The sequence below is a fragment of the Streptomyces buecherae genome (assembly GCF_014295035.1).
In the GTDB taxonomy this organism is placed as follows: domain Bacteria; phylum Actinomycetota; class Actinomycetes; order Streptomycetales; family Streptomycetaceae; genus Streptomyces; species Streptomyces youssoufiensis.
The window spans coordinates 855,157-880,129 of the sequence record NZ_CP060404.1; the positions used below are offsets into that span (position 1 = coordinate 855,157).

The following is a 24,973-nucleotide window of genomic DNA, read 5'->3' on the forward strand; positions in this document are numbered from 1 at the left end:
GCGGCTCGCCGCCCCGGGGTGGCTGGTTGGTGGCTGGCATCTGGTGGTGAGGGGGCGGGGCCGGGGCATTGCTGGTGAGCACGTGGTTGTCGAAGACCGCGAGAACCGGGCGAGGCCGCGCCCGTACCCCGTGTCTTCCGGGACGGGCAACTGCCCCTGCCTTACGTGCGCTTCGCCTCGCAGCACGCCGCTGAACCGCGGTGTTCTCCCGTTCGGACCGCCTGCTCCACGGAGCCCGCGATGCCGAGAGCGAGGCGGAGTTCTCGCGGCGCTTCGCCCGCCGCCTCAGCTACGCAGTCGACCGGACGACGGTGCGGCCGAGTTCAGGCCAGCCAGGGGGCAGCACGACGCTCCCGGGGAGGGGAGAGTGAGCGTGGGGGGGCGGTGGCGACCTCGTCCTCACGTGCCCTGCCCTGCCTCACGGCCGTTGTGAACGGGTGCCGGAGCGGGGTGCCGTGGGTCCGAGGCGGTAGTGGGTGTCCGCGTGTCACAGCGAACGCCACGCCGTGCACAGCGACCGGCGTCCGCGACAGCCGTACGGACCTATTCCGAGTGGGCCCGGAGAACGTGCCCTCGCTCGTCTGTGCCACGATGCGACGGTGGAGATGGCCGACGTCACGCGCGCGATCGCGGCTGCGATGTCGGTCGCCGCATCGCTCGACCTGCCAGCCGACGACGCCACCGTCCTCCACAACTCGAACAAGCTGACACTGCGGCTGACGCCATGCGATGTCCTTGCCCGGGTCGCCCCGATGGGGCAAGAGGTCGCACGGTTCGAAGTCGAGCTCGCCCAGCGGCTCGCCGGGGTCGGATGTCCGGTGCGTCCCTTGGAACCTCGGGCGGACCCGCGGGCGTACGCGCGCGACGGCTTCGCAGTGACGTTGTGGACCTACTACGAGCCCGTGGCATCCCCCACCTCTCCAGTCGACTACGCCAAGGCGCTGGAGCGGTTGCACGCCGGCATGCGCGAGGTCGACGTGCCGAGCCCGAGGTTCACGGACCGTATCGCGGAGGCGGCCGAAGTGATCGCCAACCCGGATCGCTCGCCGGAACTCAGCGACGCGGATCGCGTGTTTCTCAGTGGCAGGCTGGCGAGCCTGCGACGAGCGGTCGACGAGCGCGACGCCGTGGAGCAGCTCCTCCACGGCGAGCCGCATCCAGGCAATGTGCTCAGCACGAAGAACGGCCCGATGTTCATCGACCTGGAGACGTGCTGCCGAGGGCCTGTCGAGTTCGATCTCGCCCATGCCCCTGAGGCGGTCTGCGCGCATTACCCGGGCGTTGACCAAGAGCTGTTGGACGCGTGCCGGCAGCTCGTGATCGCGATGGTCGCCGCGTGGCGTTGGGAGCTTGGCGACCAGTTTCCGAACGGGAGGCGATTCGGAGAGGAGTGCCTGCGCTTGCTGCGCGCGGGGCCTCCGTGGCCGGCACTCGACACAGTGACCAGGCAACTGGATGGTTCGTAGAAAACGCCGCTATCGCCGTCGCACCCCATGGGCGCCCGCCCCGCTGCCGCGCCGCTCCATGGGACCGGTGCGTACATACGCAGCAACTCATCGCACACCCCGAGAGACCTGTCCAGGCGGCGCCGACCAGCACAGCCAGGCACCCGGGCGCCCCAAACCAGGTCACGCGGCCCGGCGAGTGCCACGACCACCGTGGCCCGGCACACCGACCGAGGTACCGCCGAGGTCCGTCGCTAGGGCCCGGCACCATGACCAGTGGTCTCGGGTTCGCCTGCGCGTGCTGCGGGGCCCACCACCCTGAGCCGCCGATGAACTACACGGCCGAGGCCCCCAGCGTGTGGGACCCGGCCTTCGCCGGCGCCGGCGACTGCTTGCTCTCCAACGATCCCGGAGACACCGTCCTCCACGCCGCTGACGGCGAGCGGCGGTAATGGCTGACCAGCCCGTATCACCCGTCCCGGTCGCGCCTGCCGGCCTGAGCCGCAGGGCCCAGCGGTCCATCGCGGCGGAGCCGCCACGGTGGCTGACCCCGCGGCCAACGGGCCTGAGCACCCACCGTGAAGCCCCAGCCCCAGTCCTGGCCCGAGGCGCCAGCCGCGACCGCGTTCACGACCGCGGACTAGGGTGCCCGCATGTTGCTGGTGGGAAGAGGAACCGAGCAGGCGCGGGTTCAGCGGCTGCTGGCGGGCGCGCGCGACGGGCGTAGCGGGGCGCTGGGGTTGCGGGGCGCGCCGGGGATCGGGAAATCGGTCCTGCTCGACCACGCTGTGTCGATCGCCGAAGCCGAGGGCATGCGGGTGGTCCGCGGGGCTGGGATCGAGTCCGACCACGAGCTGGCGTACGGCGGCCTGCACCACCTCTTGTTTCCCCACCTGGGCCGGTTGGACGCCCTGCCCGCTCCCCAGGCGACGGCGCTGCGTCGCGCTTTCGGCTTGGCCGAGGGGGACGACGCGAACCGGTTCCTGATCTCCGCCGGCACGCTGTCGTTGCTCGCCGATCTGGCCGAGGACTCCCCGCTGCTGTGCGTGGTCGACGACCTGCAATGGCTGGACCAGGGTTCCGTGGAGGCGTTGTTGTTCGCGGCCCGCCGCTTCGTGGCCGACCCGATCGCGATGCTGTTCGCGGTGCGCGACACGGCGGTGCCGGCCGTGATCGCGGGCGTCGAGGTCGTGGATCTGTCCGGCCTCGCCGCTTCCGAGGCCGCCCGGCTGCTCGACGGCCACGCACCGGAACTCGCCGAACGGGTGCGGAACAGGGTTCTCGCGGAGTCCGGCGGCAACCCCCTGGCGATCATCGAACTCGGGTCGTCGCGGCTCGCGGCCCGCGATGGCGACGAGTTGGACCCGGCCGAGCAGGTCGGCCCGCTGCCGGTGACCCGCCGCGTACAGGAGGCGTTCCGCCACCAGATCGTGGAGCTTCCCGACCCCACCCAACGCGCCCTCCTGGTGGCGGCGGCCGACACGGCGGCGCCCCTCGCGACGATCCTGCACGTGGTCGAGTCCCTCGGTGGCGCCGCCGGCGACCTGGCACCCGCCGAACGTGACCGGCTGGTACGGATCGACAGCCGGATAACGTTCCGCCACCCCCTGGTACGGGCAGCCGCCTACCAGGACGCGCCGCTGCACCGGCGGATGGAGGTCCATCGCGCGTACGCCGAGGCGCTGCGCGCGGACGCCGATGCCGACCGTCGGGCCTGGCACCTCGCCGCCGCCACCACCCAGCCCGACGAGGCGGTGGCCGCCGAACTCCAGGGCGTGGCGGAGCGGGCCTGGCACCGAGGCGGCGCGATGGCGGTGTCCGCCGCCTACGAACGCGCCGGTCGGCTCAGTACCGACCGGGAGCGCAAGGCCCGGCGTATCGCCCGGGCCAGCCAGGCCGCGTTCGACGCGGGCAAGGCCGACCGCGCCGCCCGGCTGGCGGCCGAAGCGCTCGCGCTCACCGCCGACACCGGCGTCCGGGCCGACGCCATCTACACCCGTGGCGCCGTGGAGTACGAACGCACCTCGCCACGGGCCGACGCGGAGCTGACGCTTGAGGCCGCCGCCCTGGTGCGCGACACCGATCCGGAGCGCGCCGCGCTTACGCTCTACGAGGCCGCGCACGCTGCCCGGCACGGGGCATCGCACGACCTCGTGCGGCACGCGGCGGACCTGATGCGCGGGTTCACCCCGCCGGAGCCCTGGGCACCGGTCGTCGGCGCCCTTCTCGGGTGGGCGGAGCTTTTCGCCGGGCGTCCGGAGCTGGCCGTTGGCCCGATGCGCGCTCTCCACACCGCCACACACGGTGACGCACACGACCTGATGCGTCGCATCACCGCCGGGTTCGGCGGTCTCATGATCGCCGACGACGACAGCGTCGTCGCCGAGACCGAGGACATGCTGGCCGTGGTGCGGGCCACCGGGGCGTTGGGGTGGGTCCCGTACACCCTGAACGTCCTGGCCGTGGCGCGGCTGTTGCGCGGCGAGTTCGCGGACGCGCGCGCCTGTGTGGCGGAGGGGGTGTCCGTGAGCGACGAACTCGGGAACACGACCGAGAGCCTGGCCCACCGGTCGGTGGAGGTGTGGTTGCGCGCCGTGTCGGGTGACGAGGCAGACTGCCTGGCTCTGGCCGATGAGGTGCTCCCGCGAGCCCGAGCCCGGCACCGGGTCAATGCGGAGATCGCGGCCTGGGGTGTTGGGATGCTCGACCTTTCCGCCCGGCGGTTCGGGGACGCGTTCGACAGGCTTGAGCAGGTGTGTCGGGGGCCTGCGAGCCGCGACGTCCTGGTGCGGGCGGTGCCGGATCTGGTGGAGGCGGCCGTGCGCGGCGGCCTGCCGGATCGCGCCCACGGGCCGCTGGCGGCCTTCCTGCACTGGGCCGAGCACGTCGACCGCCCGGTCGCCACCGGGCTCGTTCTGCGGTGCCGGGCCCTGCTGGCCGACGAGGGCGACGCCGACGCGCTGTACGCCGAGGCGCTGCGGCTCCACGAGCGGCACGGCGGCCCGTACGAGCGGGCCCGCACCCAACTCGTCTACGGCGAGTGGTTGCGGCGCCGTCGTCGCCGCGCCGAGGCCCGTGGCCATCTCGCGGCGGCGGTGTCCTCGTTCGAACGCCTGGGCGCGCGGCTCTGGGCCGAGCGTGCGCGCGGCGAACTGGCCGCCTTCGGCGAGCGGGGTGACGAGCCGCGGAGCAGCGGCCCGCTCACCCTGCTGACCCCGCAGGAGCTACAGGTCGTACGGCTGGCCGCCAGCGGTCACACCAACAAGGAGATCGCCGCCCAGCTCTTCCTCAGCCCACGGACCGTCGGCCACCACCTCTACAAGGCGTATCCGAAACTCGGCGTCACCGGGCGCGCCGAGCTGGCCCACCTCGTCCGGTAGCCGACGCCGGTCGTCGGTCTCCCGGACACCAGTCACGATGACTGATACGTCAGCGGTACGCCCCGCCTAGCGTTGCGGTCATCGAGGCAGCGGCCGTCGGCCGAGGGCCCTACGACGAGGAGACGACCATGACGAAGTACTTCCTGAGCCTCCCGCACGACTCCGCCGAGGAGCCGACGATGGAGAGCATGGACCCCGCGGAGCTGCAGGAGATCATGGCCGCGGTCGGTGCGTTCAACACCGCCGTGCAGGAAGCGGGCGCGTTCGTGACCGCCGGCGGCCTGCAGCCGCCGTCGAGCGCGACCACGGTGGACTACTCCGGAGACAGCCCTGTCCTCACACCGGGCCCGTTCGTCAAGGCCGATGAGTACCTCGGTGGCTTCTGGATCATCGAGGCCGAGAACGACGACGTCGCGATCGAATGGGCCAAGCAGGGCTCGCGGGCGCTGCGCAGCAAGGTCGAGGTGCGTGCCCTCCAGGAGGAACCCGGCGCCTGACGATCCACGCCGGGCACCATCCTCGCTTCTCCCGACGCCCGACGCCCGACGCCCGACGCGGCGACCGACGCCGGCGGTGACGTGCGGCCCGGCCCCACGCCCGGGGCCGCACGGCGTCCCAGCCGGCGCCGGAGACACGGGGCGTACGCGCCGAGCCGCGTTCCTCCGGGCGGGCGGCGGCGCCACGCGCCGCGCTGCCGGGGCCCTGGCCGAGCCGATACGGGCCAGGCCCCGGCGCCGCCGCGCCGGGGCATCGCACGCTTCGGGATTCGGGTCGCCCCCTCCCCCGCGTTTCGACCTGTGTGACGCAACCGCGCCACCGCTTAGGCGGACCGAGCGGCGTTGATTAGAATCGCTTCCCATGTCGAAGCCTGACGAACTGCTTGTCGATGTCGCGACCTTGGTGGAGTCCGAGCGCAGCAACCAGATGACTCTGACCGTGGTCACCGGTGGTGCTGTCATCACGGGTCGACTGGCTCCCGAAACTGTCTGGAGGCAGCGGGTGTCCGAGGTCCTGGCGGACTCGGCCCAGCTCAGTCAATTCTCCGCCGCCTTCACCGCCACGAAGGGTGAGGAGAAGGCGCCCACGCATCTGCATTTCCATGTGGCGCGCATTCTGCAGGGCACGGTGGGCATCCCGGAGACGGGCGGGATGTACCGCGTGGCGATCGAAGACGTCAGCGCTTGGACCGTGGGCGACTTCAGCTACTCCGACCAGTGAACACGACGCCGCGCTGACGAACCACGCGGCAACGGGACGAGGGTCCGACCGGCATCTGCCGGTCGGACCCTCACTGTCGTTCTGTGGCGGCTCTCGCCTGCCCGTCGATCAGACGGCGGCCGGGGTGCCGAGCAGCGCGGAAGCCTGCTGGAGCGGGCCGGGGACGCGCTGGGGCGCGGCGGTCTGGTGGGGGTCGGGGCAGGTGAAGCCGAGCTGGGTCATGGCCCGGACAACCTCACCGGCGGTGAAGTCGCGGCGGTCCTGGCGCGTGATGACCTGCCCGACCTGCTTGGCCGGGTAGGTGCGGCGGCCGATGATCACGGATTCGCCGATGACCGGTTCGGGCTTGACGCCCCTCATGGTCTCCAGGACGCCACCCTTGGTGAGGTGGAACGGAAAGCGGGCGATGACGCAGCGCATGGTGCCTCACAGGGAGAGGAAGGGGATGGTCCTACGGTGGTGAGGTGGTTCAGTGGGCGGCAAGGGCGAGGGTGCCCCGCGCGTTGTCCTGGTCTTCGACGACCGGCGGTGCCGCGAGCCGGCGGCCCGGCGCCGCGTGCCCGGCCTCGGCGGTCGTGGGCACGGCGGGGGAACTGGACGGCTCACCGCCGTCGAGGATGTCGCGCAGTTGGAGCCGGTCCGTGTACGCGGGACTGTCGCGGACCGCGGTGAGCTGGCCCAGGGTGACCTGTTGGGTGCGCGGGCCGTCGTCGTCGCAGACGACCAGGTGCCCGGTGCGGGCGCCGGCCATGACGGACAGCGCGACTTCGACGGTCATGTCGTCACAGACCCGCGGTACGCCGGTGTCCACGGCGTCTGCCACGGTCCCGTGCGCGGGGGCGACCTCTGTCGAGCGGGACCGCGAACGAACCAGCGTCAAAAGGTGCCTCCTGCAGTGGTAGGTCAGTTTCCTGATCACGGGGTCGTCAGGCCGCCGCGGCGTCGAAGGAGGTCTGCCGCGTGGTCCTGCGCAGGGCAGCCGAGGCGGGGCTGCGCCGCCCGCGTGAGGCCGCGCCGCGCTTGCGCCGCTCGGCCACCGGCGCGGTGATCGTGACGGGGATGCCGGAGGGCGCCTGGGCGCCGGTGATCTGGCTCAGGGCCTCTTCACCGAGGCGGACCTGGGTGGTCTGGGGCACGATCCCGGCGGAGGCCATGAGACGGCTCATGCCGCGGCGCTGATCGGGGGTGACCAGGGTGACGACCTTGCCCGACGCGCCGGCCCGCGCGGTACGGCCACCGCGGTGGAGGTAGTCCTTGTGGTCGGTCGGCGGGTCGATGTTGACGACCAGGTCGAGGTTGTCGACGTGGATGCCACGGGCGGCGACGTTCGTGGCGACGAGCACGGTGACGTGTCCGGTCTTGAACTGGGTCAGCGTCCGGGTGCGCTGCGACTGCGCCTTCCCGCCGTGCAGGGCGGCGGCGCGGACACCGCTGGCCAGCAGGTGGTCGGTGAGCTTGTCCACGGCGCGCTTGGTGTCCAGGAACATGATCACCCGGCCGTCGCGGGCCGCGATCTCGGTGGTCGTACGGTTCTTGTCCGCGCCGTGTACGTGCAGCACGTGGTGCTCCATCGTGGTGACCGCGCCGGCGGACGGGTCGACGGAGTGGACGACCGGGTCGGTGAGGTACCGGCGGACCAGCAGGTCGACGTTGCGGTCGAGGGTGGCGGAGAACAGCATCCGCTGGCCCTCGGGGCGCACCTGGTTCAGGAGCGCGGTGACCTGGGGCATGAAGCCCATGTCGGCCATCTGGTCGGCCTCGTCCAGGACGGTGATCGCGACCTGGTTCAGCCGGCAGTCACCACGGTCGATGAGGTCCTTGAGCCGACCCGGCGTGGCGACGACGACCTCGGCGCCGCCCCGCAGCGCGTTGGCCTGTCGGCCGATCGGCATGCCGCCGACGACGGTGGCCAGGCGCAGCTTCACGGCGCGGGCGTAGGGGGTGAGCGCGTCGGTCACCTGCTGGGCCAGCTCGCGCGTCGGGACGAGGACCAGGGCCAGCGGCTGGCGGGGCTCGGCGCGCTGGCCGGCGGTGCGGGCCAGCAGGGCCAGGCCGAAGGCGAGGGTCTTGCCGGATCCGGTGCGCCCGCGTCCCAGGGCGTCGCGGCCCGCGAGGGTGTTGGGCAGGGTCGCGCCCTGGATCGGGAACGGGACGCTCATGCCCTGCGCGGTCAGCGCGGCCAGCAGTGGGGCGGGCATGTCGAGGTCGGCGAAGGACTCGACCGCGGGAAGCGCGGGAGTGATCGTCTTCGGCAGGGCGAACTCGCCCGTGGGCGCGGCGGGCCGCCGACCGTGGCCGCCGGAGCGGCTCGGGCCCCCTGAACGGCTCGGGGCGGGTGAGCCGAAGCGACCGCCCCGGCTCGAACCGGCGCTGGAGCCGAAGGCGGGGCCGCCGGAGCGACGGGGACGGGAGGTGCGGCCGTTCGTGCGTGTGGGGTTCATGTGGGAACCTTCCTCGATACGGCTCGTATCAAGGCATTCCCGCAGCGGAAGAACAGCGCTGGGAATCACAAGAACGGGCCGAAATGGAATGCGAAAATGAAAGCGAAAGCGCAGCCGCCGTGCGATGAATCCGGGGCGCGGTGCGGGAGCTGCGGTGGGGACGTCGTACGGGCGTCAGAATCCCGGACGTCGACGGGCGCGGCCCGGAAAAGGCGGGCGTCACGGGAGAAGATCTGGGGCGCTTCTGTCCCACGGCTGGTGTGACCGAGGGAAATGCTCGTAGCTGGGGCCCGCACCCCGAGGGATGCGGGCCCCAGCTACTACGCGTCAGCGTTAGGCGGGAACGATGTTCTCGGCCGTCGGGCCCTTCTGGCCCGCAGCGACGTCGAAGGTGACCTTCTGTCCCTCGGCCAGCTCACGGAAGCCCTGGGCGGCGATGTTCGAGAAGTGGGCGAACACGTCGGGGCCGCCACCGTCCTGCTCGATGAAGCCGAAACCCTTGGCCGCGTTGAACCACTTCACGGTGCCAGACGCCATGTCATATCTCCTTGTGGGGCAGTACGCCGGTATCCGCGATTCACGGACACCGGGTCGCCGCGATGATGCCCCGCCCGGAGAAAACCGGAAATACAAGACGCTTGCCACGGCTAAATGCCGAGGTAAGCGTCGAAGTTTTGGGAACCACAACTGCAACTGAGAACGACAGTAGCACGCCAGAAACGCGTTCGTCCGATTGCTGAGCGCACTCTGCCAACGCCGAGAGAAACGCTCCGCACGCGGTACGCCAAAACCTCATTCGGCCGCGACAGATAGGCGAGTACCGCGGTGAACTTCTTTCACGGCGCGCGGCGGGCTTGGCCGTCGCTGGTCAGGTAGCTCCCAGGAAGATGGCCGTGTAGTGCGCGGAGAACGCGGCGATGGTGAGCGAGTGGAAGACCTCGTGAAAGCCGAACCAGTTGGGTGAGGGGTCAGGGCGCTTGAGGCCGTACACGGCCGCGCCCGCGGTGTAGAGGAGACCGCCGGCGATGATGAGCGCGACCACGGCGGCGCCGCCGGCGCGCGCGAAGTCGGGTAGGTAGAAGACGGCGGCCCAGCCCAGGGCGATGTAGCACAGGGTGTAGAGCCAGCGCGGGGCGTTGATCCAGAAGACGCGGAAGGTGATGCCGGCCGTGGCTCCGCCCCAGACCAGGGACAGCAGAACCCGCTGCTGCCCCTCGGGCAACAGCATGACCGCCAGGGGCGTGTACGTGCCGGCGATGATCAGAAAGATGTTCGCGTGGTCCAGCCGCCGCAGGACGGCCTCCCCGCGCGGACCCCATGTCCCGCGGTGGTAGAGCGCGCTGGTGCCGAACAACAGGCAGGCCGAGAGCGCGTACACCGAGCAGGCGGCGACCGCCGCCGCCGAGCGGGCCAGGGCGATCAGGACGATGCCGCCGGCCAGCGCGAGGGGGAACACCCCGGCGTGCAACCAGCCCCGCATCCTCGGTTTCAGCACAGCCGCCGCGCGCCGAAGGGCGTCATCCGGGGCGACGGCGCCTGCCCGCCGGTCGGGTGGGTCGGGCGGCGAGTCGACCTCGAGAAGGCGGTCGGCGCCGGAGCGGTGCTCGGGTTGGCGGCTGTGCGCCACCGGACGGGCGTCTTCAGCAGTCATGTACTCATCCAGAAATCGGGACGCGAAGGATGTCGAAAGGTTGCCGCGACCGGGTCAGTCGCCGGTCGCGGACTGGGAGGCGGTGCGGCGGTGCTCGGCGTTGATACGTCGGGCCTCTTCGAGCTGGTCTTCGAGGATGACGATGCGGCAAGCGGCCTCGATGGGCGTGCCCTGGTCGACGAGTTCCCGGGCCCGGGCGGCGATGCGCAGTTGGTAGCGGGAGTAGCGGCGGTGGCCGCCCTCGGAGCGGAGCGGGGTGATGAGGCGGGCCTCACCGACGGCGCGGAGGAAGCCCTGCGTGGTGCCGAGCAGTTCGGCGGCCCGGCCTATCGTGTAGGCGGGATAGTCGTCGTCATCGAGACGGTCGAACGAGTCATTTGCTGTCATGTACACCTCTTCGCGGAACGCGTGGAGGGGCCCGAGTGCCACACGGCACCCGGGCCCCGAAGGAACAACTACACCATCTGCCGGCCCTGGTACTACGCCGGCCTTCTGTTTCCGCTCACCCGAACTGAATTCTGTCGGGGTCGCGGGGATCGCGGTTGCTTGACCGGAGACCACCTCACTATCGATGTCCTGCGGTACCCGGGCTCAAGTCTCCGCCCGGGCGATCCTGATGGCGCCTCGTCCCTCCGTTCTTCCCTCTGGGATCGATCACTTGCCTACACCTGGTACTGCTGTCCTGCACACTGCTCAGTGGCCTGTGTCAGCACCACTCTCCGGCAGCCAGCCCCGTTGCCCGTCCTGCGTCTGCTCTGGCTTGGAACCCCACTGCCGAACCTCCCGGCGCGCGCGTCCGCAGCCGACGCCTTCACCGAGGTGCTGCTCACCTTCGCTGCTGGGTACTGCTCCCGCGTGAACCGCGGGTACTGCTCACGGCGGCCCCTGATCACCGCGGGCCACCCGGTCCGGCCGTCAGTCCCGTCGCCATCCTGCAACCACTCCGGCTTCGAAACTCCACCGCCGCACCGTCTTGCGAGCTGCAACTGCGGGCACTACCGCCCGGCAGTTCGTCTCTGCCGGGCCCTGCTGACTTCCTTGGCTACGAGAAAAACCATAGCCACGCCACCGCCCAATGTCTACTCCAGCCGGCATAGATTTTCGCGACCCGGAGGCACGGGTAGTCGGCATCGATCGCGGGGCGACTGCGCGGCGGTCTCGCTCCAGCCGGGACTCCCTACCGGATGCGCCCACCTGCCCTCCGGATGCACCGCCAGGGCCGGCGGCTGATGTGATCACGTCCATGCCCGCGCGGCAGCGGCTGCCGCGATGCCGGCGTCGGTGTCACCGTGGGCGAGGCAGCGGCCGGGGTCCACGTCCAGGAGGAGGGCGGCGTGGAGACAGCCGTCGGGGGCCGCCCCCGCGGGGAGCTTCTCCGCTCTCGCGTCACCGTTGGTCAGTGGCGCGAGAGCGGGTGCCGGGGCTTCACCACGCGAGGGGCGGTGCCGACGTTCGGTTCGGCCTCAGCGTGACGACCTGCGTCACCGGGGCCGGCGCGGCTGGAAGCGGGTGCGGTGTGGCGAACGTGCGTGCGATGCTGGAGGTGTGGCCGCCCCCGCCGGCTCCTTCGCGGGCCAGGGCGACCGCTGACGCCGGGAGATTCCCCTCCGGTCTGGGCCGTGGCCCCTGGCGCCGCACATTCTGACCGATGCCGACGGCAGGCCCGTAAGACCTGCGCGAGGGGCTTTTTCCATGGCACACGACGACGACCTGCATGTGACCGATTTCCTTCTGGAGACCGACTCCCTGGAAGGGTTTCTGGACACCCTGGCCGACCACGCGCTGGCCCGTACGCCCGCAGCGGACGGCTGTGGCATCACCCTGAGCCGCGAGGGCCGGTTCCTGACGGTGGCCAGCGCGGGACGCAGCGCTCGCGACCTGGACGAGAAGCAGTACGGCCTGGACGACGGCCCCTGTCTGCAAGCCCTGCGTAACGGTGAGGAGTTCATGGTCACCGACATGCTGGGTGAGCAGCGGTGGGACCCCTATCCCGCCCACGCCGTCGCGTGCGGGACCCGCTCCTCGCTCTCGCTGCCGATCGCCGCGCACACCCACACGGCCGGCGCGCTCAACCTCTACTCGCCCAAGCCGGACAGCTTCGCCGAAACGGACCTCACCGGGCTGCGGTTGATCGCCGCGCAGGCCACCGGTGCGATCGCGCTGGCGCAACGGATCGCCGACGCCCAGGAGTTCGCGAACGATCTGGAGACGGCGATGCGCTCGCGCAGCATCATCGACCAGGCCATCGGAATCATCATGGGTCAGCAGCGCTGCGACGCGGAAAAGGCGTTCGGCATCCTGCGCGGCGCTTCGCAGACCCGCAACATCAAGCTTCGCGACCTGTGCCGCGACCTGGTCACCAGCGTCGGCGGCCGACCACCTCAGGACGGCGGGCTGCGGCCCCGGCCCTGACCGGCCCACTGCCGCCAACCTCGCCGCAGCCGCCTGCCGCGACCACCGCCGCCAGAACGTCCCCCTGTCCCAGCGCCCACTACGGCTCCCTCGTTCCCCGGGGCCGCAGAGGCCCGTGAGGTGAGGGAAACCGAAGTCTCCTCACCGGGAACTCGCGGGTCGGTCCGACAAGCACGGCCGGCCCGCGCGTCGACGCCCAGGCCATGCGTCACCGCGGCGATACGGCCGAAGCCGCTCTCACCGCCGCGCTGGCCGAGTCGTCCGCGCGGGCCGCGTCGTGGGGAGCGCCTCTGCGCCGGCCGGGGGCGGGTGATCGTGGCAGGTGCGCGAGGCGGCCAGTCGGGCGGCCTCGTGTCAGCCGTGGGGCTGAGGGGGTGCGGCGGGCGCCCGGGGAGTGCGTGTGGTGTCAGTCCTTGCCACGGCCCGTCAGGGCGTCCCGGAGGCGGTCCACCATGCCCGCGCCGGGGGCCAGCAGTTTGTTGGCAGGCGGCGTGTCGGGGGCCGAGGGGTGAGGGCGGGTCGGCGCCGTCTTCTTGGCCTGGCGCACCTTGTCGCCCAGCTTGGCCAGTTCCTCCGCGGAAGCCGCCGTCCGCAGCCGGGGAAAGAGGTGGTCCTCCTCGTCCCGCACGTGTGCGCGAATCTCCGTCATGAGATCGTCCACGAGCCGGTCGAACCGGGAATCGTCGGCGTCGGCGCCTTCGAGTTCCTTCATGATTCGCTCGGCCTTGGCGTGGTCCTCGATCTCCTTGTCGGCGACCGCGTCCCCGTCCGGCAGGAATTCGCGCACGGCCGGGTACAGATACGCCTCCTCGGCCACCGAGTGGCGCACCAGCTCAATCACCGCCTTCTCCGCGTACTTCTTGCGCCGCTCGTCTCCCGACGGCAGGGCCTGGATCTTCCCGAAGAACTCCTCGACCTCCTGGTGGTCGGTGGTCAATTCCGCGATGACGTCTCCGCCGTGGCCCACGTGCATTCCTCTCTCGGGTGGTGACCGGGTTGCCTCGACCGTGTATCCACGCTTCCACGCGTACAAACGGGAAAGGAATCGCGGCAGGCAGTGGGTGGTCTTCTCCAGCCCCGTCCAGCGGCCATCGCCCAGCGCTCCCGTTGGCCCCGGTGGCACATTCCACGGCCGCCTGGCGCGCAGCCGGCCGTGTCCAGCGGATGGCGGAGCACCGGATACGGAGGGGGCAGTCCGCGTTCCCCGCCCACAGCCGTACGCCGGGCAGGGCCTGTTGGGCCGAGCGCGTTGGCTCGTCCAGCAGCCACGCCAGCCGCTGAGCCGCACAGCACGGCCCGGCCGGACAACCCCGTGTGGGAGAGTCCCCCCTCACGGCGCTGCCCGGCCTCTGGTGAGCACCGGCGGGCCGTCCCTCAGCCGCCGGCAGCCCGGTGTTGCCGCGGATGTCGGCGGGGAACGGGGCATCAGCCCAGCACGGTGTGTCCGATCAGGCCCTCGGAGATCTGCCCCTCGCAGTTGACGTCGTTGGTCTCGAAGTGCTGACGGTCGGAGCGCGTCAGACAGCGGTACAGCGGCAGCGTGGCCACGCCGGCCGGGGGCGTGCTGTAGGCCCAGCCGAGGCGGCCGACGAAGGTGTAGCCCGGGCCCTCGCAGTCGGCCCGGGTGCTCACGTAGTGGTCGCCTCGGTCCGCGCACGAGTAGAGCGCGTGGGTGCCCTGGACCGGCGCCGTGTACAGGCCGCCCAGGCTTCCTTCGAGGCGGTAGCCGGCGGGAGCGCCCCAGACCGTGCTGCGGTGGTCGGTTCTGGAGAGGTAGCGGTCGAGGCTGACCGTGGGGGTCGCCGACGCCGCGGTGTCGGCCGAGGTGGCGTTGGCCGTTCGTGTGGGCGTGGCGTCCGCCATGGCGGGGGGCGTGGAGACGAGCAGCACTGACGCCACGGCCAGGGTGGCGAGAGAAGCGGCCTTGATTCGGCGCATGTTGAGGAGATCCTTTGTGTCGAGTGGATATCGAGCGGATGCGTTCCGCCGCCCCCGCCCGGTCTGTTGTCTTCGGGGTGGCGGGCGCCCCGGGCCCGCGTCGTGCCGAGGCCCCGACGGCCCGCCGACCGGGCTGGAGGTCGGGCCGGTGGGCACTTTTCGCCGGGTGAGCGCGGTCCCTTGGCGAGGCACATCCCAGCAGGCTCATGAGCCGCCGCCAATCTTCTGAAATTCTCTTAACCCATTGATGGATCAACCACGTTGACTCGGCGCGGACGCATGACCGGAATCTCCCTCACCCGGCTCTCGCGCACATGGGATTCTGGGTGGATCATCCGCAGGTGGGGGGAACCGTGCTCCAGCCGTCGGCCGCCGTCGCGCTCGAACCACTCCACTCGCTTCGGGTGTCCGTGACCCATCACCCGGGAACCAGCCTGTTCTGCCTGTTGATCGACGCGCTGGGCATGCCGGGGCAAGGAGTTCCGCCCACGCTTCGTCAGGCCGTCCGATCAGCGATCCCGGCCGACGACATGAACCGGCTGACCCCCCTGTTGGAGCGCTACGGGTTCCCCGACTGCTTCGCCCCGCTCGCCGGACCCGATCTGCCCAGCGGCCTGGAGCGACTCCGTGAGCAGGACCTCTCGGAGGTGAGCGAGCAGGCACGCGGTTGGTACGAGTCGTCGCCCGCCCCGGCGGCCGAGTGGGCCCGCGTCATCGAGCGTCCCGCTCCCTACCTCGCGGCCTTCGCACGGGTCTTCTCCGCCATCTGGGAGGCTTACGCGGTCGTCTGGCAGCGGGCGCAGCCCCTGCTGTGGCGGGAGACCGAACGCGTCGGCACCGCGACGGTGACCGGTACGCTCGATGTCGTGCTCGCCGGACTGGCCAACCCGTGCTGGCGTGTGGAGCACGACACGCTGTACTGCCCGCCCCTGCACACCGCGCGGACGCCTTGCCGCGAGGCAGGCCAGGGCCTGGTGCTCGCTCCGCTCGTCTGTGGCAGCGCCACCTACTCGATCAGTTCGGACGGTTCCGCGGGAACGCGTCTGTCCTACCCCGCGCCCGGGCTCGCGCTGATCCCGGGCGGCCAGCCTGTCCAGCCCGCCGCCGACTCCCTGTCCATCCTGCTCGGGCCCGCGCGGGCGGCCATCCTGCGCCTGGCCGCGCACACCCCGACCGTGGGTGAGATCGCCACGGCCCTCTCCTCCGGTTCCGCGACCTACCACTGCCGCTTCCTGGAGTCCGCGGGCCTCCTCACCCGCCGGCGCCGGGGCCGCGAGGTCCGGCTGCACCACACGCCGCGCGGCCGGGCCCTCCTCGACCTGATGTCCTGAAGAAGACGGACGGCGCCACGCGATCCCGCGGTGGGGCAGCCAGAACGGCAGCCGTCTCGCCAACCGAACAGGGTGCGCTCCGCGAAGGTCGCGGCAGAACGGCAAGGCGGTATGTCGCGGCTTTCCTGGCAAGTACCTGCCGCACACATCGACCCGGCGCCCGCCCCGCCTTCGCGGGTGGTACCAATGTCAGACCAAATCTTCTCGGTTACCGAATGCCACCACTCGCTATCGAGCCGGGGCATTCTGAGCAGCTATCCCGGAATATTCGCTACTGGAGAGAACTATTCGGGCGAATGGCGTGAGAATCCAGTTCCGTACGCGGTAGGGCGGCCCCACGTGTGCAAGCCGACCGTGCGCCCCGGCCATGGTCGGGGCGCCCAGTTCACCTGTAGTCACTGAGCAGACCGCTGACGTTGACGACCTCGTGGCACCCCTGCGCCCGTTGTCCCGTCGCCGGCGTGCCCGGCTTCGCGCAGGTTATCTGGGCCCGCACGGTGGCGTTCTCGGTGATCCGGATGGGAGTGACCCAGTGGTAGTCCAGGTTGCGGAAGGTCTCCAGTGCGATCGTCGTGATCTTGCGGTTACCGAAGTGGATGGTCAACACCCCCTCGTCGCCCTGGTAGTTGGAGACGACGATGTCGGTGACCTCGAACATCTTGCCCTTCTCCACCTTGTACGGGGTGGCACCCACCGCGCCCGCGGGCGCCTCCACGTCGAGCGTGGCCGAATGCTGTTCCTTGCCGCCGGTCGTGTCACCGCCCCTGGCCTTGCCGTCGCCACCGTTCTCGCCGCCGGCCCCGGGACCCTTCTCGCCACCGGGCTGGGTGTCCGTGCCCCCGCCGGGCTGGGCGTCCGTACCGCCCCCGGGCCGCTGGTCCGCGCCGCCGCCGGCCCCCTGTTCGTCCTGGCCGGGCACGCTCGGTCCGGGCGTCGGCCGAGGGCGCACGACGTCGTTGGCCGCGTCCTTGGCCGCACTGCGCACGGTGGGGCGCACGAGCAGGAGCCAGGCCAGGATCAGGGCGAGGAGGGCCGCCAACACGGCGAGCAGCCACTTCGGGAAGATCGGGATCTGGACGAACTCCACGTCCAGCGACGGTTGGACGGCCGCCGGGCCCAGCTCGTCCTGTCGGTCCTGCCCGTCGCCGGTCGTCGCGGACTCGGCGACGACCACCGTGAAGGGCCAGACCACGGGTTCACCGAACCACACCGGCTTGCCCGTACGGACCCGCAGGCCCACGTGCGCGGCCTCGCCCGGGGCCAGCTCCCGCGTCGTCGGCCGGAAGTCGAAGGCGAGTTCCTCGCCCGGTTGGTCGGGCGTGAAGCCCACCCGTACCGGGGTGTTGCCCTCGTTGCGCACGGCCAGTTGGTACCGGCCGCGCAACCAGCCACGGCGGCGGCGCGGGGCCACCTCGGCGCGCAGGTGCCGGAACTCCTCGACGCGGACGGTGGTCTCGGGGACCCGTACCGCCTCGGGGTGTTCGGTGGGCAACACCCGTACCGCCAGCGGGTAGGCGCCCGCGCGCACCTCGGAGGAGCGCGGTGGTGCCAGGTGGATCGTCACCGTCTCGGAGGTGCCCGGGTAGAGCGAGACGCGCGCCGGCTCCGCGGTGGACCAGGCGGCGCAGTCACCCACGATCTCCAAGGTGTACGCCTCGACGATGTCGCTGTCGTTGCGAACGGTCAGTGTGGTGGACGCGGTGCCACCGGGCATCACCGACACTTCGGGGATGTCGAGACCGGCTGCACCTGGACTGGGGGAGGCTGTTGGAGACGTCACACCTCGACGCTAAGACGCCCCGCCGACCGCCACGAGGGGCCCGAGGGCAAGGCCGCGGACAGTAGCGGTGCCTTCGGAAGCTCCCTCCGGCTCCCTTTCCCGACCGCCGCCGACCGATCGCCGCCGCGATCGCGCCCCGGCCGGCGGCCGTGTCGCTCCGTCGCACCACCCGCAACTCCTGCCCGTGCCCGCATGTCTCATGGAACAGGTGCCTGCCCATGCCATCGACCCAGATGATCAGCCCCGCCGCCGCGTTCACCACGGTGCGCCAGGAACCCGACCGGGCGGCTGGCCAGCCCGCGCGCTGGCCCGCCCACACGGTCAGCTCCGAGCGCGTCAGCGTCGCCGTCTACGCCCCGGACCCCATCCTCTACGTGGGGACGGTCCAGCAGTTACGACACCGCCCCGAGATCGAACTCGTCACCGACGCCCACCTCGACACCGCGCGCGTGTCCCTGGTGGTCGTGGACGTGGTGGACGACGAGACGTCCACCCTCCTCAAGAGACTGCGGCACAACTCCGCCACCCGCACCGGGGTCGTGGTCGGCACCTTCGAGTCGGGGGACGCCCTGCAACGCACGCTCAACCTCGGGGTCGCGGCGGTGCTGCGGCGCGCCGAGGCCGACCAGGACAAGTTGATACGCCTGGTGTCGGCGATAGCCAACGGCGAGGGCGTGCTCCCCGGTGACCTGCTGGCCAAGCTGCTCACCCACGTGGGTGGCCTGCAGAGTTCGTCGCTCGACCCGCAGGCCGTGTCCCTGTCGACCCTGACGGCCCGCGAGGCGGAGATGCTGCGCCTGGTGTCGGAGGGGCTCGACACCCGGGAGATCGCCCGCAAGACGGCCTACTCGGAGCGGACCGTGAAGAACGTGCTGCACGAGGTCATCACGCGTCTCCAGGTGCGCAACCGCGCCCACGCCGTCGGCTACGCGCTGCGCAAGGGCCTGATCTGACCCACCCGCCCGTGCCCCGACCGGCCGCCGCCGTGCGCGCGCTGCCCTCGAACACACCGGTCTCTTCCCCCGGCTTCGGCCCCGCGGCCCTGCCCCGCCTCCCGGGGCGGGCCGCAGGCTGGTGGCCGTATGCGCAGAGCCGGCGTGGGGACAGTGAGGTGGGCCGTGAGGGGCACGGGTAGCACGGGCGGTTGGCGGCATCGCTGGAGGAGCATCGGCCTGGCGTTGTTGCTGATGGCTCCCCTGCTGGGAGTAACGGCGGCCAACCGGCCGGTCGCGGACGAGGTCACGGTGCGGCCGGCCGACGCGCCCGACACGCGCGTCGCGTACGCCGGGACCCGGCACCGGAGCCTGGGCAAGGAGGATGACAACAAGAAGAGCAGTCCGCTGTTCGATGTGGGGATCGCCCACTACGACGTCCAACCCAACGCCCTGGGCGACCAGTTGGTCTTTGTGAGTCGTCGGGACGAGCGGCGGCCCCAGGTCTACCTGCGGGCGGCCGACGGGTCGGTGCGCCGGCTCACCAGCGGCCACGACGCCGCGCATCCACGGCTGACACCGGACGGGCAGGCGGTCGTCTTCGACTCGGCGGAGTCCGCTGGGCCCGGCGACCGCAGGCAGCGTGACCTGTGGCTGGTGCGCGCCGACGGGAGCGGCCTGACCCGGCTGACCGACACCCCGGCGAACGAGGAGTGGCCGACCGTCTCACCGGACGGGCAGCGGCTGGCGTACACCAGTGACGCGGACCCGCTCGTGGGCCGGCAAGCCTACGTACGTCCGCTGGCGGGCGGCGCCGCCCAGCGCGTCACTGACCCGGCGAACGGGACGGCCAGCGAACTCGCCTGGAACCCGGTGGTCAACGGCGCGCACCGGAGCAAAATCGCCTATACCGCCACCGGCTCGGAGGGCCCTCGACTGCGCTGGACCACCGAGAGCGGGGGCGGTGGCGATCTGCTGCTGTTCGACGACGAGGACGGTTGGCAGGCCCGCGGGGCAGCGTGGTTGCCCGACGGGGAGGGGTTTCTCTTCATCAGCCCTGAGAAGTCGTGCGTCTGCAAGACCGAGTGGGAACACGTCTACAAGATTCCCGATATCGACCATCAGCCCGCCGAACCGGAGCTGGTCCTGGACGAGGACCGCGAGGTCGGGACGGCCACCTGGCTGGAACCGCTCGCCGGCCGGAAGGTCGTGGTCGACCGCACCACCGCGGTCACCAAGCACACGGCCGGGCTCCAGGACATCCGCATGGACGGCTCCGACCCGCGCGACCTGGGCCAGGACGTCCTCACGGAGGACCCACGGGCGGACGGTCCCTACGGGTCGGGTGAGGACCCACTCTTCCAGCCCAGACCCCAGTACCACCCGTGGTTCGAACGGCAGAACTACACGCCCGACGGCCGGCAGATCGCGTTCACCCAGTTCAAGGGCGAGAAGAACGAGCGAGCCGAGCGGATACTGATCGCCGGTGCCGACGGTTCCCACGCCCGGCCCCTTGAGCTCGCGGGCCGGGGTGACTACGGCTGGGACACCGATCCCACGTTCTCCCCCGACGGCACGTCCCTCGCCTTCTCCCGCACGTCCCCGGACGGCACCGGCGGCAGGACCGCGAGTCGCGTCCTGATCGCGGACGCGGCGACCGGCGCGATCCGCCACACGATCACCCCGCCCGACGCATCACAACAGGACGCCCAACCCACCTGGTCACCCGACGGCGCCACGCTGGCCTTCACCCGTACGCACGCCACCGACAGCGACAAGGGCAGCAAGCACATCTGGACGGTGCCGGTGAACGCCCTGGACCAGCAGCGTGACCTGAGCGCCACCGTGTGCCCCGACCCCTGCGCGGTCATCGACGACAGCCCGGCGTTCTCGCCGGACGGCACGACCATCGTCTTCAACCGCAAGGACGTCAGCGGTAGCGACAACGAACACGACGGCCTCCTGCTCACCTCCGTGACGGGCGACGACTGCCGGGTGCTGTTGCCCGCCAGCGTGCGTGACCAGCCGGGCGCCTGCGAGCGACCGCTGCCCGACACGAGCGTCACCGGCCCCTTCCAGCCCCGGGACGCCGCGTGGACGGCCGACGGCGAGAACCTGGTCTTCAGCTCGCGCGCCGACTCGCCCGCCTACAGTCCGGAGAAGCTGCGGCTACTCGACATCGAGTCGGGCGAGGTGACCTCGCTCACCGACGGGCTGCCCGGTCGTCAGAAGGAGCCGACCGTGCAGCGGTCGGTGGACCTCGCGGTGCGGGCGCCCGACGCCACCCCCGAGGTCACCGTCGGCCGCACCCGTACGTTCCAGGTCGACGTCGTCAACCACGGCCCCGCCGCGTCCCCCGGCACCCGGCTGACCGTCGCGCCGGCCGGCGGGGTGCGCCTGACCGGCCTCAGCGCGCCCGGCCGCTCCTGCGACGCCGCGACCCTCACCTGCGACCTGGGCGTGGTGAGGCCCGGCGACGCCGTGCCGGTGACCGTGTCCCTGGCCGGGGTCGCGCCCGGGCATCAGCCGGTCGACTGGTCGGTGACCGGCGCCGTCCTCGACGCGAACCCGAGCGACAACGCCGACCGGACCCTGATCCCGGTACGCGAGGCCCCCGTGCCGCCCGAACCCACCCCCACGCCCACCCCGACACCCACACCCACCCCCACCCCGCCGACCCCCACCCCGACCACGGCGCCGCCCAGCACGCCGCCGCCGTCCACACCGGCGCCGCCTCCGCCGCCACCGCCGCCACCGCCCACGCAGCAGCCTCCGCCCCCGCCGTCGCCGCCGCCGCCCCCTCCTCCGCCGCCGCCGGTGGAGCCGCCCGCGCCCAGGGCCGGGCCGGCCGTCAGCGTCAGGGCGCAGCCCAACCCGGGTTACGTCGGTGGTCGGGTCGTGGTCACGTACACCGTGCGCAACGGCCGCCAGGCACTGGCCACCGGGTTGCGCCTGCGCATCGGCCTGCCCGCGGGCGTGCCGAACAACGGACCGCCCCCCGGCTGCGACGCCGACTGGCGGTGCGCGCTGCCCGACCTGACGCCCGGCGCGCGCACCGTGCTCCAGATCGTCCTGAGTCCCAGGAAGGCGCTCACCACCCAGGTCACCGGGGAGCTGACGACGACCGGCACGGACGCCGACCTCGGTGACAACAGTGACCGCGAGCGGCTGCGCATCCTGCGACCGCGCATCATCGCGGTGCCCGCCGTCGGCAAGCCCGGCTTCGTGACCTCGGTGCGCGGCAGGGACTTCCCGCCCGGCGTGCCGGTGCGCTTCCGGTGGAAGCCGGGCATCACCGCGGCGGCGGCCCCGACGATCCCCAAGGCCAACGGCACCTTCATCGGCCAACTCCTCATCCTGGCCAAGGACCAGACGGGCCCGCGGACCATCACCGCGAGCGGTCCCGGCTTCTCGCCGGCGCGGACGGACTTCCTCGTGATCTACGGCAGCATCCAGCCGCCCGACGAGGTGATCCGCCGATGATCCACGAAGTCGACGAGGCGCTGAACCGCCTGCTCGACGAGTCCGGGTTCGCGGCGTCGGGCGTGGAGGTCGTCTTCGACGCGCCCACCCGCGACTGGGCGGCGCGGCGCAGCGCCCCGACCGTCTGCGTGTTCCTGCACGACATCCGCGAGGACGGCTCGCGGCGCGGCACCGGCGGCGGCGAGGTGTACGACGCGGACGGGCTGGTCGTCGCGCGCCGCGCGCCCGCGCGCTGGTTCGACCTGACGTACCTGGTCACCGCCTGGGCCAGCCGCTCGCAGGACGAACACCGGTTGCTAGCTCAGGTGTTGACCACGGTCACGGCGGCGGACACGCTTCCGGCGCGGCTGCTGACCGGCACGCTCGCCGAGCTGGGCCTCGCGGTCGGTCTCGACCTGGTGGGCGGCGACCCCGACGCGCCGGCCGCCTCCGACGTGTGGTCGGCGCTCGGCGGGGAGCTGCGACCGTCGTTGGAGGTGCGGGTGCGGGCACCGCTGCGGGGCCCACACCTGGCCGCCGCGCCGCCCGTCACCGAAGGGCTGGTCGTGCGGGCCGCGCCGGAGGCCGACCCGCGAGACCCGGAGCCCGCGCGCCGGCTACGTTACGAGGGGGTCGGCGACGCGGGCGCGGAGGGTTTCGGCGCGCCACGGGAGCGGCCGGCGACGCCCGCGCGCCGACGGCGACGAGGGGGCCGCCAGCCGTGACGTACACCGTGGAGCCGGCGTCCCCGCCCGGGGAGGACAGCGCGCCGTTCCTGTGGCGACGGCTGCGGCTGGTCGAGGAGCGGGTGCGCACGGCGGTGGCGGCCAGGTACGCCAGCGACCCCGATCCGCAGGACCCCTACCGGGGCCAGTACCTCTCTCCCGAGGCGGTCGCCCGCGTGCTCGACGCGCCCGCTGACCGCTTCGGGCTGCCCGCGCTGCCGGCCTCGGCCCCGCCGCCCGGCTCGGTGCTCGACCTCCTCGCGCGGGACTTCGGCCTCTCCCCGCTGGACGTGGACCTGCTGCTGGTCGCCGTGGCGCCGGACCTGGACGCCCGGTTCGAACAGCTCTACGGCTACCTCAACGACGACCTGACGCGCCGTCGGCCCACCGTGGGCCTCGCGCTGGAACTGTGCGGGCACAGCGGGATGTCCCCGGGCCGGTTCCGGCTGGCCGCGGGCGCTCCCCTGCGCGCCGGTGGGCTGTTGGACGTCGTGGAGCCGGAGCGCCCGCCGCTGTCGCGCGTGGTGACCGTGCCCGACCGGATCACCGCCCACCTGCTCGGCGACGGCACGCCGGACGCGAGCCTGCTTCCCGTACTGGGCGAGGGCGGCGCCGACCCGGCGGCCGACCCCGCCCTGGTCCGGGCGGCCATCGCCGCCGCGGGCACCGGGACCGGGCACGTGCACCTGTGGGCCCAGGGCGGTGCCCCCGAGGGCCTGGCGGGTGCGGCCCTGCGCGAGGCCGGGCGCCGCTCGCTGGTGCTGGACGCGGCGGCGCTGGCCCAGCGGCCGGGCGAGCTGGCCGGCACCGCGGCGGTCGCGGCCCGCGAGGCGCGGCTGACCGGCGCCGGGATCGTCCTGGGGCCGCTGGAGGCGCTGCCGGACCAGCCGTCCGAGCGGGCCCGCGCGTTGCGCGCGCTGTGCGCGGCGGCTGCCGGCGTCCCGTTGTTCACGTACGGGTCGAACGCCTGGGACCCGGTGTGGGCGACCGCCACGCCGGTCACCCTGGCCGTCCCGGCCGCCTCGCCCGAGCAGCAGGTGGCGCGGTGGCGGCACGCGCTGGGGCGGGCCGGTGGCGCGGCGGTGCCGGAAGCCGACGCGCTGGCCCGGGCGGTGGCCGCGCACCGCCTGGACTCCGGCCAGTTGCGGCGGGCCGCCGGCGCGGCCGTGCGGACGGCCGCGCTCGCCGGGCGGCCCGTGGGCCCCGGCGACCTGCGGGACGCCGTGCGGGCGCAGAACGGCGCGGGGCTCGCCCGCCTCGCCCGCCGCGTGGCGCCCGCCGTGGGCTGGGACGACCTGGTGTTGCCCGCGCGCACCCGGCACGAGCTGCGCGAGCTGGCCGTACGGGCCCGCCACCGCGACCAGGTCCTCGGGCAGTGGGGGATGCGGCCCGGCGGCGGTCGCGGGCACGGCGTGATCGCGCTGTTCGCGGGCCCTTCGGGTACCGGCAAGACCATGTCCGCCGAGGTCGTGGCCGCCGATCTGGGCATGGACCTGTACGTGGTGGACCTGTCCACGGTGGTCGACAAGTACGTCGGGGAGACCGAGAAGAACCTGGAGCGGATCTTCACCGAGGCGTCGGCGGTCAACGCGGTGCTGTTGTTCGACGAGGCCGACGCGATCTTCGGCAAGCGTTCGGAGGTCAAGGACGCCCACGACCGGCACGCGAACATCGAGTCGGCGTACCTGCTCCAGCGCATGGAGTCGTTCGACGGCATCGCCATCCTGACGACCAACCTGCGGGCCAACGTGGACGAGGCGTTCACCCGGCGCCTGGACATCGTGGCGGAGTTCCCGGTGCCGGACCGGGCCCAGCGGCTGGCCCTGTGGGAGCGGTGCCTGAACGGCCGGGTGCCGCGCGACGGCGATCTGGACCTCGGCTTCTGCGCGGACCGCTTCGAACTGTCCGGGGGCTCGATCCGGGCCTGCGCGGTGACGGCCGCGTACCTGTCCGCCGCGTCGGGCACCCGACTGACCATGGGCCAGGTGGTGACGGCGGTCGCCCGCGAGTACCGCAAGCTCGGCCGGCTGGTGCTGGAGAGCGAGTTCGGGCCCTACCTGGCCGAGGCGAACGGGCGCTGAGCCGGCCCGCTCACGCCGGTTCCGTACGGTCCGTTCGCCGCCCTCGCGCGCCCCGTGCGCCACGGTGGCTGCACGCGCCGCGCGGCGGCGGCGGCCGCGCGGGCAGGGCCTCTGCCCCCGGGCAGGGCCCGCGGTCCGCTGGCACCGGTGGTGGCGGGCGGAAAGCTGTGCCTGCGA

20 protein-coding genes are annotated in these 24,973 nt (G+C 72.3%); 11 read left to right on the top strand and 9 right to left on the bottom strand.

Annotated elements, in window-relative coordinates:
* Positions 1–605: 605 nt before the first annotated feature.
* The 5 genes from H7H31_RS02945 to H7H31_RS02965 all read left to right on the top strand — a co-directional run bounded on the left by H7H31_RS02945 (position 606) and on the right by H7H31_RS02965 (position 6,043).
* Entirely contained in the window at positions 606–1,466 is an 861-nt protein-coding gene (locus H7H31_RS02945; protein WP_187064698.1) for a phosphotransferase, read from the top strand.
* A 248-nt stretch (positions 1,467–1,714) separates the two neighbouring features.
* Complete coding sequence (locus H7H31_RS33630) at positions 1,715–1,897, top strand: DUF2199 domain-containing protein (protein ID WP_232109654.1); 183 nt, start codon at positions 1,715–1,717, stop codon at positions 1,895–1,897.
* Positions 1,898–2,098: 201 nt separating this feature from the next.
* A complete protein-coding gene (locus tag H7H31_RS02955; RefSeq protein ID WP_187064686.1) occupies positions 2,099–4,825 on the top strand; it encodes an ATP-binding protein in 2,727 nt (908 codons plus the stop codon).
* A 128-nt stretch (positions 4,826–4,953) separates the two neighbouring features.
* Complete coding sequence (locus H7H31_RS02960) at positions 4,954–5,322, top strand: YciI family protein (protein WP_187064687.1); 369 nt, start codon at positions 4,954–4,956, stop codon at positions 5,320–5,322.
* Between the two features lie 361 nt (positions 5,323–5,683).
* A complete protein-coding gene (locus tag H7H31_RS02965; protein ID WP_187064688.1) occupies positions 5,684–6,043 on the top strand; it encodes a hypothetical protein in 360 nt (119 codons plus the stop codon).
* A gap of 108 nt (positions 6,044–6,151) precedes the next feature.
* Here the strand turns inward: H7H31_RS02965 and H7H31_RS02970 are convergent, their stop codons facing one another.
* The 6 genes from H7H31_RS02970 to H7H31_RS02995 all read right to left on the bottom strand — a co-directional run bounded on the left by H7H31_RS02970 (position 6,152) and on the right by H7H31_RS02995 (position 10,522).
* Positions 6,152–6,463 carry an SCO5918 family protein gene (locus tag H7H31_RS02970; RefSeq protein ID WP_187064689.1) on the bottom strand — a complete coding sequence of 104 codons (312 nt, stop codon included), beginning with the start codon at positions 6,461–6,463 and terminating at the stop codon, positions 6,152–6,154.
* A 49-nt stretch (positions 6,464–6,512) separates the two neighbouring features.
* The gene (locus tag H7H31_RS02975) at positions 6,513–6,923 is read right to left on the bottom strand and encodes a CBS domain-containing protein (protein WP_187064690.1); all 411 of its coding nucleotides are present in this window, start codon (positions 6,921–6,923) and stop codon (positions 6,513–6,515) included.
* 46 nt (positions 6,924–6,969) lie between these two features.
* Positions 6,970–8,484 carry a DEAD/DEAH box helicase gene (locus H7H31_RS02980; protein WP_187064691.1) on the bottom strand — a complete coding sequence of 505 codons (1,515 nt, stop codon included), beginning with the start codon at positions 8,482–8,484 and terminating at the stop codon, positions 6,970–6,972.
* A 333-nt stretch (positions 8,485–8,817) separates the two neighbouring features.
* A complete protein-coding gene (locus tag H7H31_RS02985; RefSeq protein ID WP_187064692.1) occupies positions 8,818–9,021 on the bottom strand; it encodes a cold-shock protein in 204 nt (67 codons plus the stop codon).
* A gap of 331 nt (positions 9,022–9,352) precedes the next feature.
* Entirely contained in the window at positions 9,353–10,135 is a 783-nt protein-coding gene (gene trhA, locus H7H31_RS02990) for a PAQR family membrane homeostasis protein TrhA (protein WP_187064693.1), read from the bottom strand.
* A 54-nt stretch (positions 10,136–10,189) separates the two neighbouring features.
* Positions 10,190–10,522, bottom strand: coding sequence for a helix-turn-helix domain-containing protein (locus H7H31_RS02995; RefSeq protein ID WP_187064694.1), 333 nt, complete (start codon positions 10,520–10,522; stop codon positions 10,190–10,192).
* Between the two features lie 1,305 nt (positions 10,523–11,827).
* On the opposite strand from H7H31_RS02995, the gene H7H31_RS03000 reads away from it, so the two are divergent.
* Positions 11,828–12,547 carry a GAF and ANTAR domain-containing protein gene (locus H7H31_RS03000; protein WP_187064695.1) on the top strand — a complete coding sequence of 240 codons (720 nt, stop codon included), beginning with the start codon at positions 11,828–11,830 and terminating at the stop codon, positions 12,545–12,547.
* 406 nt (positions 12,548–12,953) lie between these two features.
* Here H7H31_RS03000 and H7H31_RS03005 read toward each other — a convergent pair whose 3' ends face one another.
* Both H7H31_RS03005 and H7H31_RS03010 read right to left on the bottom strand, forming a co-directional pair.
* Entirely contained in the window at positions 12,954–13,514 is a 561-nt protein-coding gene (locus H7H31_RS03005; protein ID WP_187060435.1) for a hemerythrin domain-containing protein, read from the bottom strand.
* 458 nt (positions 13,515–13,972) lie between these two features.
* Entirely contained in the window at positions 13,973–14,485 is a 513-nt protein-coding gene (locus H7H31_RS03010) for a hypothetical protein (RefSeq protein WP_187060436.1), read from the bottom strand.
* A 341-nt stretch (positions 14,486–14,826) separates the two neighbouring features.
* Between H7H31_RS03010 and H7H31_RS03015 the strand changes: the two genes are divergently transcribed.
* Positions 14,827–15,816: a hypothetical protein gene (locus tag H7H31_RS03015; RefSeq protein WP_187060437.1), complete on the top strand. Its 990-nt coding sequence runs from the start codon at positions 14,827–14,829 to the stop codon at positions 15,814–15,816.
* A 385-nt stretch (positions 15,817–16,201) separates the two neighbouring features.
* Here H7H31_RS03015 and H7H31_RS03020 read toward each other — a convergent pair whose 3' ends face one another.
* Positions 16,202–17,530, bottom strand: coding sequence for a COG1470 family protein (locus H7H31_RS03020; protein WP_187060438.1), 1,329 nt, complete (start codon positions 17,528–17,530; stop codon positions 16,202–16,204).
* A gap of 284 nt (positions 17,531–17,814) precedes the next feature.
* Here H7H31_RS03020 and H7H31_RS03025 point away from each other — a divergent pair, with 284 nt between their 5' ends.
* From H7H31_RS03025 to H7H31_RS03040, 4 genes are all read left to right on the top strand, one after another.
* A complete protein-coding gene (locus H7H31_RS03025; protein WP_232109655.1) occupies positions 17,815–18,549 on the top strand; it encodes a helix-turn-helix transcriptional regulator in 735 nt (244 codons plus the stop codon).
* A 165-nt stretch (positions 18,550–18,714) separates the two neighbouring features.
* Positions 18,715–22,011 carry a hypothetical protein gene (locus tag H7H31_RS03030; protein ID WP_332112617.1) on the top strand — a complete coding sequence of 1,099 codons (3,297 nt, stop codon included), beginning with the start codon at positions 18,715–18,717 and terminating at the stop codon, positions 22,009–22,011.
* Positions 22,008–22,715: a DUF4255 domain-containing protein gene (locus H7H31_RS03035; protein ID WP_187061122.1), complete on the top strand. Its 708-nt coding sequence runs from the start codon at positions 22,008–22,010 to the stop codon at positions 22,713–22,715. Before H7H31_RS03030 ends, H7H31_RS03035 begins: the two co-directional genes overlap by 4 nt.
* Positions 22,712–24,796: an ATP-binding protein gene (locus H7H31_RS03040; RefSeq protein WP_232109656.1), complete on the top strand. Its 2,085-nt coding sequence runs from the start codon at positions 22,712–22,714 to the stop codon at positions 24,794–24,796. The genes H7H31_RS03035 and H7H31_RS03040 overlap by 4 nt, the downstream gene beginning before the upstream one ends.
* The last annotated feature ends 177 nt before the right edge of the window (positions 24,797–24,973 follow it).

Excerpts from the sequence above, each read along its gene's own strand:
- H7H31_RS02945 (WP_187064698.1), top strand. The coding sequence starts at position 606 with ATGGCCGACGTCACGCGCGCGATCGCGGCTGCGATGTCGGTCGCCGCA.
- H7H31_RS33630 (WP_232109654.1), top strand. The coding sequence starts at position 1,715 with ATGACCAGTGGTCTCGGGTTCGCCTGCGCGTGCTGCGGGGCCCACCAC.
- H7H31_RS02955 (WP_187064686.1), top strand. The coding sequence starts at position 2,099 with ATGTTGCTGGTGGGAAGAGGAACCGAGCAGGCGCGGGTTCAGCGGCTG.
- H7H31_RS02960 (WP_187064687.1), top strand. The coding sequence starts at position 4,954 with ATGACGAAGTACTTCCTGAGCCTCCCGCACGACTCCGCCGAGGAGCCG.
- H7H31_RS02965 (WP_187064688.1), top strand. The coding sequence starts at position 5,684 with ATGTCGAAGCCTGACGAACTGCTTGTCGATGTCGCGACCTTGGTGGAG.
- H7H31_RS02970 (WP_187064689.1), bottom strand. The coding sequence starts at position 6,463 with ATGCGCTGCGTCATCGCCCGCTTTCCGTTCCACCTCACCAAGGGTGGC.
- H7H31_RS02980 (WP_187064691.1), bottom strand. The coding sequence starts at position 8,484 with ATGAACCCCACACGCACGAACGGCCGCACCTCCCGTCCCCGTCGCTCC.
- H7H31_RS02985 (WP_187064692.1), bottom strand. The coding sequence starts at position 9,021 with ATGGCGTCTGGCACCGTGAAGTGGTTCAACGCGGCCAAGGGTTTCGGC.
- trhA (WP_187064693.1), bottom strand. The coding sequence starts at position 10,135 with ATGACTGCTGAAGACGCCCGTCCGGTGGCGCACAGCCGCCAACCCGAG.
- H7H31_RS02995 (WP_187064694.1), bottom strand. The coding sequence starts at position 10,522 with ATGACAGCAAATGACTCGTTCGACCGTCTCGATGACGACGACTATCCC.
- H7H31_RS03000 (WP_187064695.1), top strand. The coding sequence starts at position 11,828 with ATGGCACACGACGACGACCTGCATGTGACCGATTTCCTTCTGGAGACC.
- H7H31_RS03010 (WP_187060436.1), bottom strand. The coding sequence starts at position 14,485 with ATGCGCCGAATCAAGGCCGCTTCTCTCGCCACCCTGGCCGTGGCGTCA.
- H7H31_RS03020 (WP_187060438.1), bottom strand. The coding sequence starts at position 17,530 with ATGCCCGGTGGCACCGCGTCCACCACACTGACCGTTCGCAACGACAGC.
- H7H31_RS03025 (WP_232109655.1), top strand. The coding sequence starts at position 17,815 with ATGCCATCGACCCAGATGATCAGCCCCGCCGCCGCGTTCACCACGGTG.
- H7H31_RS03035 (WP_187061122.1), top strand. The coding sequence starts at position 22,008 with ATGATCCACGAAGTCGACGAGGCGCTGAACCGCCTGCTCGACGAGTCC.